At 42.7% G+C, this 16835-nt stretch carries 17 protein-coding genes; 1 reads left to right on the top strand and 16 read right to left on the bottom strand.

Features of this window, described 5'->3' with window-relative positions:
* Nucleotides 1-374: 374 nt before the first annotated feature.
* The 15 genes from ACW2QC_RS00350 to prfA form a co-directional block, all read right to left on the bottom strand.
* Nucleotides 375-2558 carry a S8 family serine peptidase gene (locus ACW2QC_RS00350; protein ID WP_457541991.1) on the bottom strand — a complete coding sequence of 728 codons (2184 nt, stop codon included), beginning with the start codon at nt 2556-2558 and terminating at the stop codon, nt 375-377.
* The gene (locus ACW2QC_RS00345) at nt 2540-3196 is read right to left on the bottom strand and encodes a hypothetical protein (protein ID WP_457541990.1); all 657 of its coding nucleotides are present in this window, start codon (nt 3194-3196) and stop codon (nt 2540-2542) included. Before ACW2QC_RS00345 ends, ACW2QC_RS00350 begins: the two co-directional genes overlap by 19 nt.
* Before the next feature lie 51 nt (nt 3197-3247).
* On the bottom strand, nt 3248-4360 hold the full coding sequence (gene wecB, locus ACW2QC_RS00340; RefSeq protein ID WP_457541989.1) for a non-hydrolyzing UDP-N-acetylglucosamine 2-epimerase: 1113 nt from the start codon (nt 4358-4360) through the stop codon (nt 3248-3250).
* 52 nt (nt 4361-4412) lie between these two features.
* Complete coding sequence (gene upp / locus ACW2QC_RS00335; protein WP_457541988.1) at nt 4413-5042, bottom strand: uracil phosphoribosyltransferase; 630 nt, start codon at nt 5040-5042, stop codon at nt 4413-4415.
* Between the two features lie 315 nt (nt 5043-5357).
* Nucleotides 5358-6611: a serine hydroxymethyltransferase gene (locus tag ACW2QC_RS00330; RefSeq protein WP_457541987.1), complete on the bottom strand. Its 1254-nt coding sequence runs from the start codon at nt 6609-6611 to the stop codon at nt 5358-5360.
* A 111-nt stretch (nt 6612-6722) separates the two neighbouring features.
* Nucleotides 6723-7268 (bottom strand): TIGR01440 family protein, encoded by a 546-nt coding sequence (locus ACW2QC_RS00325; protein ID WP_457541986.1) that lies wholly within the window; start codon nt 7266-7268, stop codon nt 6723-6725.
* A 54-nt stretch (nt 7269-7322) separates the two neighbouring features.
* On the bottom strand, nt 7323-7763 hold the full coding sequence (rpiB, locus tag ACW2QC_RS00320; protein WP_457541985.1) for a ribose 5-phosphate isomerase B: 441 nt from the start codon (nt 7761-7763) through the stop codon (nt 7323-7325).
* A gap of 27 nt (nt 7764-7790) precedes the next feature.
* Entirely contained in the window at nt 7791-9083 is a 1293-nt protein-coding gene (locus tag ACW2QC_RS00315; RefSeq protein ID WP_457541984.1) for a methyl-accepting chemotaxis protein, read from the bottom strand.
* A gap of 28 nt (nt 9084-9111) precedes the next feature.
* Complete coding sequence (locus ACW2QC_RS00310) at nt 9112-9717, bottom strand: arsenate reductase/protein-tyrosine-phosphatase family protein (protein ID WP_457541983.1); 606 nt, start codon at nt 9715-9717, stop codon at nt 9112-9114.
* Nucleotides 9718-10014: 297 nt separating this feature from the next.
* A complete protein-coding gene (locus ACW2QC_RS00305) occupies nt 10015-10563 on the bottom strand; it encodes a manganese efflux pump MntP (RefSeq protein WP_457541982.1) in 549 nt (182 codons plus the stop codon).
* Between the two features lie 103 nt (nt 10564-10666).
* On the bottom strand, nt 10667-11695 hold the full coding sequence (locus ACW2QC_RS00300; protein ID WP_457541981.1) for an L-threonylcarbamoyladenylate synthase: 1029 nt from the start codon (nt 11693-11695) through the stop codon (nt 10667-10669).
* Between the two features lie 261 nt (nt 11696-11956).
* The gene (locus ACW2QC_RS00295) at nt 11957-12358 is read right to left on the bottom strand and encodes a hypothetical protein (RefSeq protein ID WP_457541980.1); all 402 of its coding nucleotides are present in this window, start codon (nt 12356-12358) and stop codon (nt 11957-11959) included.
* A gap of 65 nt (nt 12359-12423) precedes the next feature.
* Complete coding sequence (spoIIR, locus tag ACW2QC_RS00290; protein ID WP_457541979.1) at nt 12424-13029, bottom strand: stage II sporulation protein R; 606 nt, start codon at nt 13027-13029, stop codon at nt 12424-12426.
* 123 nt (nt 13030-13152) lie between these two features.
* Nucleotides 13153-14022, bottom strand: a complete 870-nt coding sequence (prmC, locus tag ACW2QC_RS00285; RefSeq protein ID WP_457541978.1) for a peptide chain release factor N(5)-glutamine methyltransferase — start codon at nt 14020-14022, stop codon at nt 13153-13155.
* A gap of 1 nt (nt 14023) precedes the next feature.
* Entirely contained in the window at nt 14024-15094 is a 1071-nt protein-coding gene (prfA, locus tag ACW2QC_RS00280; protein ID WP_457541977.1) for a peptide chain release factor 1, read from the bottom strand.
* Nucleotides 15095-15203: 109 nt separating this feature from the next.
* Here prfA and ACW2QC_RS00275 point away from each other — a divergent pair, with 109 nt between their 5' ends.
* On the top strand, nt 15204-15896 hold the full coding sequence (locus ACW2QC_RS00275; RefSeq protein ID WP_457541976.1) for a hypothetical protein: 693 nt from the start codon (nt 15204-15206) through the stop codon (nt 15894-15896).
* Here ACW2QC_RS00275 and ACW2QC_RS00270 read toward each other — a convergent pair.
* On the bottom strand, nt 15881-16834 hold the full coding sequence (locus ACW2QC_RS00270; RefSeq protein ID WP_457541975.1) for a nuclease-related domain-containing protein: 954 nt from the start codon (nt 16832-16834) through the stop codon (nt 15881-15883). The genes ACW2QC_RS00275 and ACW2QC_RS00270 overlap by 16 nt on opposite strands.
* Nucleotide 16835 lies beyond the last annotated feature (1 nt).

The raw sequence follows: 16835 nt of genomic DNA, 5'->3' as shown, positions 1-16835 counted from the left end.
TGAGAAAAATCACTGATTTTGTAGAAATATTTCCATATACTTATGTATTGGAAACCTCTATGAAAACATAATTATCTCAGTATATTGTAAACCCTATCATTCCACACTAAGCAAGTTTACAATAGCCATACCCGGTTGTCAATTAGTTTGTGAGAGAAAATACAAATTGGTAATTAATCCCCTGAGCAAGTAAAATTTTTGTCGATTTTCACAGGGCAGAGGGGATAGAAAAAATGGTCGTATTTAATCTCCTTTCTATTATAAAGGATACTGCCTGCCTATTTAATGACATTTTTGTGAACGAAAAAGTGAAAACGACTTTTATGGGACGGGTCCTGTCGCGAATGCAACTGGATACCGCCCCTTGAAGCCATTCATGGATTAATTTGAACTTCTGTTTCATAACTTTCATAGGCACCATTTTCTAATTGTACCGTGACTAATGCTTTATATGTGCCTGGTTCACCAAGATCGCTTTTCGCTATTTTCCCTTCATTCATTCCTACTTGTGGATCTTCAATAGTGAGTAATGACCGTTCATATAGCAAAGTAGCCGAATTATACAAATTAACCTCCACCTTTTGCGTTGGGTCGGTCAAGTATAACTGATAGACGTAACGATCATCGGAAAATGGCTCTAATCCAAAGTCAAATCCCATCGCTTTTGGATAATCGGCGGTTTCATTCACAAACAAATATGGCAATTTATATGTTTCGCCTTCCTGGTTTAGTGTTAACCTCCCCTGATAAATCCCTTCATCCAGTTGAGGTGTTACAACACTCAATTCAACTGGTACTGTCTTTTTACTATTCGCTTCAACCGTAAATGTTTGTGGCAAATGCCAGCTTATTCCCTTCGTTACTTTCGGGATATCAAAGGAATAGCGTTGTTTTTGATCCGTTGTATTCTCTATCGTTAGTTGGATTGTTTTGCGCTCTTTATAATCGTTTATTTTCCCAAATGATAGTAAAGGATCGTGAATAATTGTACTTGTTTTGATTGCTTGTCCTGGTTGAATTTGCCCCATACCTTGAACGATTGGTTCTTGATCTTTAAGGGGAAGGGCAGTCGTCTTCAATGCATCTTCTAGTTGTGCAACTGTCCAGTCAGGATGTGCTTGTTTTAATAAGGCGAGTCCCCCCGCAACATGTGGCGCGGCCATACTTGTTCCCTGTAATTCACGATAGCCCCCCGGAACCGTACTCAAAATATTCGCCCCAGGTGCAATGACATCTGGTTTGATATCCCAATTTACTGTTACCGGACCACGTGAACTAAAGTCGGCAATGCCTTTCGTTGTCTGTTTGTACGTTGTTTCAAGGTATACCGAATTCTGCTCAATGCGTTGTTTGAGCCATTCACCTTCCTTCTTCGTTATGGCTGCGACTGGTATTTGTAATGCATTTTCTTCATTTTCAACCGAACCTCGAAAAGCACCCTGTTCGTTATTATAAATAAGAACAGCAACGGCACCAGCTTCCTCCGCTTTCTTCGCCTTTTCATAGAAAGGAATTTTTCCGCGCTCAAGAAGTACAATTTTTCCACGGGCATTGTTTAAATCTGTTGTCTTCTCTATGACTTTGTAATCACGTTCAAGATTCCAGGTTGGCGAGCCGACCATTGGAATTAACGCAATCTGTTTATCCTTTATTGGATCATAAAGAAATGGTACACGTTGCGGCAAAGCAAGTGCACCAACTGATAATGCCTTTGACGCTGTTGCAGGTGAACCAACCGTCCAATTATCCGGGCCGCTATTCCCATTAGCAATCACCACAGCAACACCGAGTTCGACAGCGCGGTTCACTGCAATGCTTGTCGGGTAATCTGGACCATTCACTGCGTTACCCAGGGACAGATTAATGATATCCACCCCATCCTCTACCGCTTGTTCCAAAGCTGCAATAACTTGCACAGAACTTCCTTGCCCACCAGGCCCTAATGCACGATACGCATAAATTTCAGCATCTGGTGCAACTCCTTGAAGCTCCCCATTTGCTGCAATAATGCCGGCAACATGTGTACCATGGAGGGTTGGCATTCCCTGTGAAGCGACTGTTTCCATCGGATCATCATCAAGGTCAACAAGGTCATAACCCGCTTGATAATTTTTCGTCAAATCCGGGTGATCGTAATCAATCCCCGTATCAATAATCCCCACTTTAACACCTTCTCCCGTATAAGGCGTGTTGTTGATTGCAGCAGGAATAACAGCATTCGATTCCTCACTGTTTGCGGGTAAAGATTGGGAAATAGCGTGATACGTTTTCACCGGATGGACCGCCTTAATAAAGTCTAGTGACTCCATTTTAGAAAGATTCTTTGTATCCCCCTGCAATGCTAATCCCTTGAATAGCTTGTCATATGTAGCAACTACATCCACATACGGATAATAAACTTCGATGTACTTTTTATGCTTAACAGGATCCCCCTCGACTTCAATAATGACAGATATTGTACTATCATCTTTATTATCTATCTCCGCTGAAATGGTCGCCTGAGTTACTGCCAAAATAAAAGCTGCTGCTACTAAAGTGATTAAAGTGAATCGTCGCATGAGAAGTCCCCTTTTTTTCGCTTAGTTTTTGGAAAAAGTTGATAAACATGCATGGAATTGGCGGAAAAATTGTGGAAGGGGTACGCGCTGGGGACGATGTTTTCGCTCTCGCGCCGATGTTTTCGCTCTCGGGACGATGTTCTCGTTCTCGCGCCGATGTTCTCGCTCTCGCGCCGATGTTTTCGCTCTCGCGCCGATGTTCTCGCTCTCGCGCCGATGTTCTCGCTCTCGGGACGATGTTTTCGCTCTCGCGCCGATGTTCTCGCTCTCGGGACGATGTTCTCGCTCTCGGGACGATGTTCTCGCTCTCGGGACGATGTTTTCACTCTCGCGCCGATGTTTTCGCTCTCGCGCCGATGTTTTCGCTCTCGGGACGATGTTCTCGCTCTCGGGACGATGTTCTCGCTCTCCCGCCGATGTTTCTGCTCTCGCGCCGATGTTCTCGCTCTCGCGCCGATGTTCTCGCTCTCGGGACGATGTTTTCGCTCTCGCGCCGATGTTTTCGCTCTCGCGCCGATGTTCTCGCTCTCGCGCCGATGTTTTCGCTCTCGGGACGATGTTTTCGCTCTCGCGCCGATGTTTTCGCTCTCGGGACGATACCCTTGCAACTCGCGCCGATATCGCTGCACCTTAGCCACCGAACCTCATACAAAAAAAGGATCCGATGCGCTGCACCAGATCCTTTTTTTCTAGTTAAAATAATTCACAATCGCGTCGGCTATTCTACTTGATGCATCCCCATCACCATATGGATTGGAGGCCCTCGCCATGCGGTCATGTGCATCTTTATCCAATAGTAACTCGTTTGCTAGACCAAAAATGTTTTCCTCATCAGTTCCGGCAAGCTTCAATGTGCCTGCTTCGATCCCTTCAGGTCGCTCTGTCGTATTACGCAGCACTAACACTGGGACGCCGAGTGACGGTGCTTCTTCCTGCACGCCGCCTGAGTCAGTCAAAATTAAATGGGAACGTGCTGCAAAGTTATGAAAATCAACGACACTTAATGGTTCGATTAGCTTAATTCGGTCGTCATTTCCCAAGATTTCATTAGCTGTTTGTTGAACGACTGGATTTAAGTGGACCGGGTAAATGACTTCTACATCATCATGAGTTTCCACCAACCTTTTTATCGCACGAAACATTTGTTGCATATTATTACCAAGATTTTCACGGCGGTGTGCGGTCATCAAGACAAGTCGCTTATCGCCCAGTTCATCAAGGATTGGACTCGTGTACGCCCCATTTACTGTTGTCTTAAGAGCATCAATTGCTGTATTTCCGGTTACAAAAATCCGCTCAGCCGGTTTGTTTTCGTCCAATAGATTTTGCTTCGACTTCTCTGTTGGGGCAAAATGCAAGTCGGCCATTACTCCTGTAAGCTGACGGTTCATCTCTTCTGGATATGGGGAGTATTTGTCCCATGTCCGGAGTCCAGCTTCCACATGTCCAACAGCAATTTGATTATAGTATGCGGCTAGAGAAGCGGCAAAAGTTGTGCTTGTATCACCATGTACCAACACAATATCTGGCTTTGTTTCCTTCATCACTTCATCCAAGCCCTCTAAGGCCCGAGTTGTAATTTGCGCCAGTGTTTGTTTTTGTTTCATGATATTTAAATCATAATCAGGTGTAATTTCGAAAATTCCCAGCACTTGATCAAGCATTTCCCGATGTTGTGCTGTGACGGTCACAATCGATTCAAATTGGTCATTACGCTTCTGTAATTCCAAAACGAGTGGTGCCATTTTAATTGCTTCTGGTCGTGTCCCAAAAATTGTCATTACCTTAATCGGTTTACTCATTTCTCGTCACTCCACATAAATTTTCCATCTTATCTTCGTCGAAAAATCGCTTTTATTTTGTGCCGAAAAGACGGTCACCGGCATCGCCTAGTCCTGGAACAATGTAACCATGGTCATCTAGTTTTTCATCCAAAGCAGCTAGGTAAATATCGACATCAGGGTGTTCTTCCTGGATTTTTTTAACGCCTTCAGGTGCAGCAACCAAACACATTAAGCGGATTTGCTTAGCTCCACGCTTTTTCAATGAATGGATCGCATCGTTTGCTGAGCCACCTGTAGCAAGCATTGGATCAATTACAATTAGCTCACGTTCCGAAATATCAGAAGGCAATTTTATATAATATTCTACGGGTTGAAATGATTCAGGGTCACGATATAATCCGACATGACCAACACGAGCGGCTGGGATTAGCTTTAACATACCATCAACCATACCCAAGCCTGCGCGAAGAATTGGGATTAAGCCGATTTTCTTTCCTGCCAACACCTTTGTTTTAGCTGTCATAACGGGTGTATCTGTGTCAATTTCCTGTAATGGAAGGTCCCGGGTAATTTCAAATGCCATCAACATGGCCACTTCATCAACAAGCTCGCGAAATTCCTTTGTTCCTGTCTCTTTATCTCTTATGTACGTTAATTTATGTTGAATTAACGGATGATCTAGTACGTGTACATTTCCCATTTTGTTGATCACTCCTTTTAATAAGTTGCATCCTACAAATTGTACTGAAAAAAGTCGAACGTTTCAAGCATTGTTAAGTTGACTTACATTTATGTTGAAACGTCTATTCCTGCTTCATCCGGTTCGTAGGTGGCGTTCCTTCGTTCGCAAATGCAATCTGATAATTTTTGAGATGACTTTTATTGTCAGCTCGATCCGTTTATATTCTTCTCACAGAATACCGGCGGGCAATTTTCGCATCTTTTACAACACAATTCCCCACCCTTTTTCACACGTTAAAAAGGACGTCCCCCTAAAGGAACATCCTTCTATAATTTACGCATAAAGCGGGAATTTATCTGTTAATGCTTTTACCCGATCTGCTGCTTCTTTTAATTTCGCTTCATCTTCATAATTTTTTAAAGTAAGGGAAATAATCGAAGCAATTTCTTTCATTTCTGCCTCTGCAAAGCCACGAGTAGTGACAGCTGCTGTTCCAATTCGTACCCCACTCGTTACAAATGGACTTTCCGTATCAAATGGAATGGTATTTTTATTAGCCGTAATCCCAATATCATCCAAAACTTTCTCCGCTACTTTTCCTGTCAGGTTAAGTGGTGTTACATCTAAAAGTAATAAATGATTGTCCGTGCCACCAGAAACGATGCGAATTCCTTCCTCAGTCAACGCTTCACCTAAAACTTTAGCATTTTCAATAATTTGTTTGGCATATGCTTTAAAATCATCTGATAAAGCCTCTTGGAATGATGTTGCTTTGGCAGCAATAATATGCATTAACGGACCACCCTGCATACCAGGGAAAACAGACTTATCAATTTTTTTCGCGTATTCTTCTTTACATAAAATCATACCGCCACGTGGTCCACGCAACGTTTTATGTGTTGTTGTTGTCACAAAATCAGCATATGGTACTGGGCTTGGATGTAACCCTGCTGCAACTAGGCCTGCAATATGCGCCATGTCAACCAATAAATAAGCACCGACAGCATCAGCAATTTCTCGGAATTTGGTAAAATCAAGTGTACGGGAGTAAGCACTTGCTCCTGCGACAATTAATTTCGGCTTCACTTCTTTAGCTTTTTCCAAAACTGCATCATAATCAAGCTGTTCTGTTTCTTTGTCAACGCCATAATCAACAAAATTGTAAAGTTTCCCACTAAAATTCACTGGGCTACCATGTGTTAAGTGGCCACCATGGTTTAAATTCATACCTAAAACGGTGTCACCTATTTCTAAAGCAGTAAAATAAACGGCCATGTTTGCTTGGGCCCCTGAATGTGGTTGTACATTGACGTGATCAGCACCAAACAATTCTTTCGCGCGGTCACGAGCCAAATTTTCCGCTACGTCAACAAACTCACAGCCACCATAATAACGTTTGCCTGGATAGCCTTCTGCATATTTATTCGTTAATACGGAGCCCATCGCTTCCATAACCGCTTCTGATACAAAATTTTCAGACGCGATTAGCTCGATTTTTTGCTGCTGCCGCTTCTTCTCATTTTGCATTGCCTCGTATAGTTCCTGATCTGCCTGCTGTAAACTTTTATCCATTGTTGCTGTTTTCATATGTAGAACCCTCCAATGTATTTTAGTTGGACTAGGCACTTGAAGAACCCCCTGGAAAATAAGAGCGTTATCCATTAATGCCAAATCCTTCGTTACAACTGCCATTCGCTACTAATAAATTGCCCGCTCCCCACCGATCAACTTTGGCCTTGTACGTGCTGCGGTTACACGGGCATTGCCAATCTGTCGCTGGGTAAAGCGTAACGGTACAGCTACCCGTTTTAGATGCATACCAATCATTGTTTCGCCGATGTCTATGCCCGCATTTGCCTTGATCTTTTCCACTACGACAGGGCTTTTCATCTGCTTGTAGGCATAGGAAGCCATTGATCCACCAGCTGTTGGCGCTGGAATTACAGCTACTTCTTCAAGCTGGTGTCTGTTCATCGTCTCTTTTTCCACGACAAGTGCCCGGTTGAGATGTTCACAGCATTGAAAAGCGAGTCTAATATTTGTTTGGCTTTTCAGCATTGCCAGTTTTTCATAAATAATCGCTGCTACTTCTTCACTACCAGCTGTGCCAATGTGCTCACCGATCACTTCACTTGTCGAGCAACCGATGACAAATAAGTCCCCTTCGTTTAAAAACCCACTGTTACTCCACTCATCAACAATAGCATTGATATCGCTTTCCACTTGTTGATACAACTTTTCCATCAGCATTCACCTGCCTATATGGGATACTTTGGTAAAGCAAGCAACCTGATATTCCTATTTTTCTTCGTACGTAGTGATTTTGCCAATTCGATTTGCATGGCGTCCACCATCAAATTCAGCTTCTAGCCATGTTTTCGCAATTTCGCGTGCAAGTCCTGGTCCAATCACACGTTCACCCATTGCTAACACATTGGAATCATTATGCTGTCTCGTTAATTTAGCACTATAAACATCATGCACTAATGCACAGCGAATTCCCTTCACCTTATTTGCTGAAATGGACATACCAATACCAGTTCCACAGATGAAAATACCACGGTCAAACTCTCCCTTGGCAACACGTTCTGCAGCTGGAAGGGCATAATCTGGGTAGTCCACCGACCCTTGACAATCACAGCCGGTATCTTCGTATTCAATTCCCATTTCAGCTAATAAGTCTTTAATTTCATTACGGATGGTCATTCCTGCGTGATCAGCAGTTAAAATAACTTTCATCAGTATCGCTCCCTCTCATAGTTGTTATTAGGAAACATTAAACCGCTTTATTTGCTCATTTAATGTTTGGGATTGGTCTTCTAAGTCGTATGCCATTTCGTCCACTTTTTCAATTATACCTGCCTGTTCCTGAATGGAGGCGCTAACCTCTTCTGCTCCTGCTGATGTTTCTTGTGCAATTGCCGCTACTTCTTGTGACTGTTCACTTGTTCTTTTGATTGATTCTAATTGTTGATTCACAAGCGTTGAAATCGTCTCAATTTCCGTGGCCACTTCGTTAATAGAGCTAGCCATTTGTTCAATAGCCAGGTTTGTTTGTTCCCCTTTTTCCGATTCGTCTTTCGCATACAATACATTATTATTTATTTTATCGACAACTTGATTCACGTCACCCTGGATCGCCGTTATTAAGTCAGAAATACGTTTTACCGCGTCAGCACTCTGATCAGCTAATTTACGTATCTCCTCAGCAACCACAGCAAACCCTCGGCCATGTTCACCAGCACGGGCCGCTTCAATTGAGGCATTTAATGCAAGCAGATTGGTCTGTTCGGCAATGTCTCCGACCATCGTAATAATCGACTCAACGTGCAATGCATTTTGCCGCAAGTTCTCAACATCTTGTAAAGAAAGCTCTTGCTCATTGGCGATATTTCGAATACCTGTCACCAATTGATTTACCACTTTTTTACTATTATTTAGTGTTTCAAGCATAATAGCGGATTTTTCTCGTGATTTTTCCGCTTTATTCTGAACCTCCTCAGCCAGGTTCGTAGCCACTTCAATCGACTGTACGGTTTGCTGGATAGCCTCTGAGGAATTTTCCGCACCTTGTGAAATGTCATCAATTGACGCACCAATCAGCTTTGAATGCTGTGCCGCTTCATTTGATGCATTTTTCATCTGAATCACAGATTGATTGGTACTTTCAAAATGCTTATCTATATTATGCACCATATGGGTCAAATTTTTAAGCATTGTGTTGAACGCAATCGAAAGTGCACGGATTTCATCATCAGATTTAGGAATTTCAATCGACTGGTTTAAATCGCCATTTGCCGCATTCGATGCCATCCGCTCCAATTTCACAAGCGGTTTTGTCACAAATTGGGCAGCAAAATAAGCCAAAACACCCGACCAAAAAATCCCCATTATTAATGTTAGGATCATAAACGATTGATTAGATATGTCCCAGAATGATCGAACATAATCGGAAATAAAATAAATAAATATTGCTGTGAACGAATACGTGATAATTGCTAAAATTGTGGTTAGTAGTACAAGTTTCAACCGTAAGCTAAATCGATACTTTTTCTCCATCCTTCTTTATCCCCCGTAAGTTGTTCTACTAATCTTCTATTTTCTTTATTAACAATTCGACCTGTTTGTCCAACTCTCGTAATGTCTTTTGATATACTGCTAAATCGCCACCAAACGGATCGGAAATGTCATAATTGATTAAACTTGCTTCCATTTTTTGTATTGCATCTAAATCATTACGTAAAAATTCATCCAGTTCCCGTTCAAGCTTCTGATTATCGAGTTTATGCTGATTTTCTTGTATGTAAACGGAGCGCTTTTCCTCGTAATCTGCATAAGCTTGTTTGAGTTCCTGCCATACCTTTTTATCCGCTTCTGAAACATATTCCTTTAAGGTGAAATATTTGTCTTGGAATTTGGGATATTGTAAGATCAACGACTGTTTGTGCTTTGTAGTCATCGTCAACACAAGATCTGACCAGTTAAGTAGTTTGTCTGTAACTGGTTGTGAACGGTGGTCGATCGGGATTCCCTCAAGTTGAAGAGCCTCAATTGCCGTATGATTTGCCCGTTGATTTTTCCCAGCAAAAATTCCCGCAGACTGAACCTCCGCCTGTGGATATTTGTGCTTGATCAACGCCTCAGCCATCGGACTTCGACACGTATTACCCGTACAAATAAATAAGATTCTCATGACAAGAAACCCCCGTTTTTAAATCTTCTACCCAAACTATACCATAGAAGGATAGGGAATGTCAGAAAAAATATAAAACATTTAAGTTGGGGAGCGGGGGAAAATGACGTGGTTTGATTATGGAGTGATAGTGTAGGAGTTGTCGACGAATGTGTGGGGGTGTTGATCGAATGTGCGGGGGTTATTGATCGAAAATGTGGGTTGCGGAGCGATCACGAGCCTTCCTTAGCCTACTTAAGAAACTTTCTCAAACGAAAACGGGCTGCCATTCTATGAACAGCACCCGCTTCACATCTATTATCCAAACAGCATATTTAACCCAAATCCACACAATATACTACCACCTAAAATCTCGCTGTAAGCACCTAATAGACCGTGTACTTTTTTGCCTAATAGCATCCCAAACCAGGTTAGTATCATACTTACCGCACCGAACAATAATAGTGCGATGGCTGTTTTGACCCCCGACATACCTAGGCTTAAACCAACCGAAAAACTGTCGATGCTGACACTAATCGCAAATAGTAGCAGCCCAATCCCAGCTGGTTTCACGATTTTCTTCACTTCATGATTAAAGGCGGAAAAAATCATCTGTGCACCAATCGCAATCAATAACATTCCAGCAATCAGTGTTGTTAGCTGACCGATTTGGCCGGATATCACTTTTCCCAAAATAATTCCGATGAATGGCATAATAATATGAAATAGTCCAATTACAAACCCAATAAATGCAATCCGTTTAAGTCTTAACATCTGCATTCCCATGCCCAGACTAACAGAAAATGCATCCATTCCTAGCGCAAAAGCCATGAAAACTAATGAAACAATCTCGCCTAACTCCGACATCCATCAACCTCCTCGGACATGCTAGTAAATTATATGCATGTCCGAGATTGATTATGAACATAAAAAGAAAAGCGGAATGCGCCCTCACTGGTTGATAAACCTCTTACTTTGTTACATATTCACTTGCTGCTTTTCGCAACCGATTCATAATCGCCTCGCCGATTCCTGTTTCCGGAAATACTTCACATAAAATTAAATCAATATCCCCCTCTTTAAACGTCCGTAATGCATCATATAAATGTGCAGCAATTTCATTAAGGGATTGCCTGGAACCGAGCGGGATAACTTGATCAGCCTCTACATTTGCTGCTGTTTCATTACTCGCCATCACACCAATGCGGCGATAATTTCCTCTTTCCTTATCCATCACTTCCTTCAATGTATCGGCTGAACCTTCAACCAACCACAGCGGAACTTCTGGAGCATAATGTTTGTATTTCATTCCTGGTGCTTTTGGACGTCCCTCTGCGCCTACTAACGCAGGATCGACCATCACATCGCCAACGACTTGTTCCAATTGTTCTTTGGAAACACCACCCGGCCGTAACACAATTGGAATTTCTCCGGTGCAGTCAATTACCGTCGACTCCACACCCACACCAGTTGGACCACCATCAAGCAAGCCAGCAATTTTCCCGTGCAAATCCTGCCACACATGATCCGCAGTAGTCGGGCTTGGTTTGCCAGAAGTATTTGCGCTTGGTGCGGCAATTGGAATATCACACTGTTTCAGTAATGATTGTGCAACAGGATGAACCGGCATCCTCACACCAATTGTGGATAACCCCGCCGTAACATTCGTTGCACACAGGTCATTTGTTGGTAAAACATATGTCAAAGGACCAGGTGAAAAAGCATCCATCAACTTATCCACAAACGGCGGAATGTAGGTAACCAATTTTGCCAGCTGTTCTTTTGTTGCTACATGGGCAATGAGCGGGTTATCCGCAGGGCGTCCTTTCGCCTGGAAAATCTTCGCCACCGCAGCTTCACTTGTCGCATCTGCACCTAATCCGTACACTGTTTCTGTTGGAAAGGCGACTGCAGAGCCACTTTTTAAAAGCGCCGCAGCTTCATCTATTGCTTGTTGATAACTAGTTTCTGTTAAATTCCATCGTTTTGTTTGAACCATTGTAGTACCCCTTTTCTCTTCCTCTATTTTAATTGATAGAACTCTTTTTCGCAAAAAGAATGGTGACGACGCCGTTAGGCTAAAGATGTGACATTTTTTACTGTCCTTACACAAAATAAGCCCGCGGAAATTATCCACAGGCGATAGGGGGTTAAGTCTAATTTATACACTTTATCCACAACACTCAAAACAAAATAACTACTTATTCACATTATCAACAGAATTATCACCATCTATCCACATGATTTTGTGGATATCGGGTTAAGACACGTTATATGTCCACCAATTCCCTTTTTCTACTGGGTGATTATCCACAAATTGGTTTTCTTCTTGTGGATGAAACTGCAGTGCCTCTAGTAATACATCTACCATTGGTTGGTGGCTGTGCACATATATGCTTCTCGCATTTCTCTCCTTCGCCAGTGCTAATACAGACTCCAATAAAATCGGCAGTGATGGTGCTGCTTGTTTGGTGACATGAAGCTGTTTTAACCAATAAACACCATTATCCACCTGTTCTAAAATAAAGCACCCTTCAATTTGTTGATCCATTTCTACTACATAACCATTTTGAAAAAGCGCATCCTGTTTCACATCTTGATTTTTTTCCAAAAATTGTTCGACCTTTTCGGTGGCTGCATGCTTTGTGGCGATTAGATTCATATTATTCACCTCTACTTAATAGATTCTTTTCCTATTTCTACGATTTTATGCGGTGATAACTTTATCTATGACCAACCAAGCCACTCAAACAGAAAAAACTTTACTTCCACTTCATCTTCCTCTTCCACGATCTCAGTCTCTTCATCAGCACTAGCAGCCTCGGCGACCGTTGTTCCATTAGCAAAATCTAGAAAGCATAGCGGTGGGAACAATACACACCACCAATTCGCACCTTCTCCTTCACCTAGTGTAATTAGTACTGCTTCATACTCCCCTGCCGGATACAAAAAGTCACCGTACAATTTAGTAGGAAATGTTACATTTTCCCCGTACTCAACTTTAAACGCTTGTGAACCTTTTTCTTCTTCCAATACACCTGCAACGATTTTTTCAATCTCTGGTATTTTTCCTTTAATTACTCTGCGCGCTTCATTAATATCTGCAATGTCTTCCACCCATTTTGCGATCGATTGATTGACTTCATCACGAACCAACCGTTTCACGCGCTGATCTTCATCGCTATCACTATTAGCTAAAATCCGTAACCGAATTGCCTCATCCGGAATAACTTGGTATCCTTGCTCTGAACTAGCTTGCTGAAACATGCCTTTATTTGGTGCCACGATAAAAATAATAATAAGGATAAAAACAAAAAATACTAGTTTCTTCATCGTCTCAGAACCCTCTCTTCTTTAATTTACAAACAGTATGGGCTGGTTACGATTTTTTTAAACTAGTATTCTAGTATTTTTTTGGAATCTATTTAACTTACTGTTGAGACCTAGGCAACAACGCTAGCTATTGTAAGCTATCTCTGCTGCAACAATGCGGTCTTTTCCATTGATATCCTGAATAACGTTTACAGTGCTTTCCGGGAATTGATTTTCTAAAAATGCCGTAACTGATGCGCCTTGCTGGTATCCTATTTCAAATGCTACATATGCATGATCAGAGATAACGTGAGGAAGTTTGGTAATAATCTCCCTGTACGCGGCTAAACCATTTTCTTCGGCAAAAAGGGCCAGCTCCGGATCATATAACTTCACCGTATCAGACAACGAGCTTTCATCTGAACGTGCAATATATGGTGGATTGGAAATGATAATGTCTGCCTTTATTTGCTTGTCGATAAGTGGCTGTAGAAAATCCCCTTGTAAAAACGTCACATTTGCACCGAGCTGATTTGCATTGTTTTCGGCAACTGTTAACGCCTTTTCTGAGATATCCGTTGCATATACCGTACAATTTTTCAGTTCAAGTGCGAGTGTGCAAGCAATGATCCCGCTACCAGTTCCAATATCCGCAATGGTTAGCGGCTGATCATCATGCTTGATCCGTTTCATAACATGATGGACAAGCTCCTCTGTCTCCGGTCTGGGAATTAAAACATGTTCATTTACATGGAATGTACGTCCATAAAAAACTTCATGTCCTATCAGGTGCTGTATCGGCACTCCCGTTTCCGCATGAGCTTTGACAGCGTTTTGGAATTGCTGTACTACCGCATCAGGGACCGGATCACGCATTTTCATGAAAAACGCTGACCTTGATACTTGTAAATAATACTGTAAAAGTAACGCCGCTATATTCGTTTCCCGATTATGCTGTTCTAAAAAAAGAGAAGCCCGCTGGAGGACTTCATACTGTTTCATCGGCTCATTCATGTTATTCACCAATCTGTTCCAATTTTTCTGTTTGTTCTTCGATAAGCAATGCATCGATAAATTCGTCTAATTTACCAGTTAGGATTTGATCAAGTTTCTGAATCGTTAAGTTAATCCGATGGTCTGTCACCCGATTTTGTGGGAAATTATACGTACGGATCCGCTCCGACCGGTCACCAGTACCAACCGCTGATTTTCTTGATTCATCATATTCCGCTTGTGCCTCTTGTTGGAATTTATCATAAATCCGAGCACGCAAAACCTTCATCGCCTTTTCCTTATTTTTAATTTGCGACTTTTCATCCTGGATCGAAACAACAATTCCCGTTGGTTCATGTGTTAATCGAACAGCAGACATTGTTGTATTAACACTTTGCCCCCCCGGACCGCTCGAAGCAAACGTATCAACACGAATATCCTTTTCATGAACATCAACTTCAACATCCTCTGTTTCCGGTAAAACGGCGACTGTTGCTGTTGATGTATGGATTCTCCCACCAGATTCGGTCTCCGGTACGCGTTGAACCCGATGTGCACCATTTTCATATTTTAGCTTGGAATATGCTCCAGTTCCATTGATCATAAAAATGATTTCCTTGTAGCCACCAACACCAGTTGTGTGGGTTTCCATCACGTCAATTTTCCATCCCTGCCCCTCAGCATAGCGAGAATACATCCGGTACAAATCACCCGCAAACAACGCAGCCTCGTCACCACCAGCAGCACCGCGAATTTCCATAATAACATTCTTATCATCATTCGGGTCTTTAGGCAATAGAAGTATTTTCATGCGTTCCTCAAGCTCTTCCTTGGACTCTGTAAGCTCCGTAATTTCTGCCTTAGCCATTTCTGCCATTTCAGCATCCAAGTCATCTTCCAGCATTGCCTTTGCATCTTTTAATTGTGTTGTTACATCGGTATATTCACGGTATGCTTGAACAACATCCTCCAAGTCCGATTGTTCCTTCGAATATTCACGTAGTTTCTTCGTATCACTAATAACCTCAGGGTCGCTAAGTAATTCATTCAATTTGTTATAACGGTCTTCCAATGATTGTAAACGATCTAACATCACGGCCACCTCTTTCTAATTAACAGTCTAATTATAGTATACTCGCTGGAAGAGGTCAAAATTCTTTTTGGCGTGGTGGTTGGTGCATGTTAGGGGTGGGCCGCCATGTATGGTTCACTGGATGAACGGCTGTGGCTTGTCCGGCGACTTTCTCACTTTGTCCGGCGACTTCCCGCTTTTTGTTCGGCGACTTCCCGGTTTGTCCGGCGACTTTCTCGCTTTGTCCGGCGACTTTCCGCGTTTGTCCGGCGACTTTCTCGCTTTGTCCGGCGACTTTTCGCTTTCGTCCGGCGACTTTCCGCGTTTGTCCGGCGAATTCCCCCCTTTTTCCGGCGACTTCTCGCTCTTATCCGGCGACTTTCTCGCGTTTGTCCGGCGACTTTTCGCTTCTTTCCGGCGACTTTTCCGCTTTATTCCGGCGACTTTCCGCGTTTGTCCGGCGACTTTCTCGCTTTGTCCGGCGACTTTCCGCGTTTGTCCGGCGACTTTTCGCTTTGTCCGGCGACTTTCTCGCTTTGTTCGGCGACTTCCCGCTTTGTCCGGCGACTTCCCGCTTTGTCCGGCGACTTCTCGCTTTTGTCCGGCGACTTTTCCGCTTCGTCCGGCGACTTCTCGCTTTCGTCCGGCGACTTTTCCGCTTCGTCCGGCGACTTCTCGCTTTCGTCCGGCGACTTTTCCGCTTCGTCCGGCGACTTCCCGCTTTGTCCGGCGACTTTTCGCGTTTGTCCGGCGACTTCCCGCGTTTGTCCGGCGACTTTACCCGTTTGTCCGGCGACTTCCTATTTTTTATCTCAATTTATAACGTCGGTAACTGGTTTTTCCAATTGGCAGATAGTTACGTGATAATAATCTTTTCGTAACGTCCGGTGAGTCAATACGTAAAAAAGCTCTTGCTTCACGATTTGTAATCTCATTATTAATGAGAAGAGCATAATCATTAAGTGCTGGTATGTGTGCGGTTTTTGATGTATGATTGCAGGCCGGACAATGCCAACTGCCATATATCCAATTCATCGGATTTGCAAAACACTTTTGACAAACCACTCCTTTAATAATTTCATTTTCAGAAACATGAAATTTATCCAAAACATGAACTTTTTTCACCTTATGCGCGTTGCAAAGGTGAGTCGCGACCGATTTCAGCATATTCCCAGACATGACCTTTTTACTGTACTGTTGATTTAATTTTTCTATTTTTAATGGTAGTAAATTGCTGTGGAATACTTCATCTGGAACGGATTGGTCGGTATACATTGGTTTGATAATTGTACTGGGGAAACTGATAACAACGAAATAGAGAAATGGAATTTGCGGGAGGTCGAATTGGCGTAACCATTTTTGTAGCCGGTGCCGTTGTAGTTTTACCTGGGGAATTGGATTTGGGAGTCCCTCCTCCTTACCATCATCGCCAATGCGGACGACTTGCTTTTCGCCGTCAAAATATAGCGTGCCATACCAGTTTTTCACTTCCATCAGGAGAATGTAGTTGCGAGATAAAATAAGATTGTCAATTTCAAAATGTTCATTGTCATCATCAATCCGGGGGTTGCGCAAAATATAATAATCTTCATCATGTAAGAATCTCAAAGGAAAGGTTAAGGCGGATTGACCTTTAGCGCCAGCCAGTTCCTTTTTTACATGATTTTGTATTACCTGCTTTTCGGGGTGGTGTGTTGCAGTCCTTATATCCAAGGCTTTTAGTTGGGGAATGTAATCAGATTCATCTAGAGGGATAATCACT

The organism is Virgibacillus sp. FSP13 (assembly GCF_054048505.1).
The sequence above is the reverse complement of the archived record's forward strand: the minus strand, read 5'-3'. Positions and strand labels throughout refer to the sequence as shown.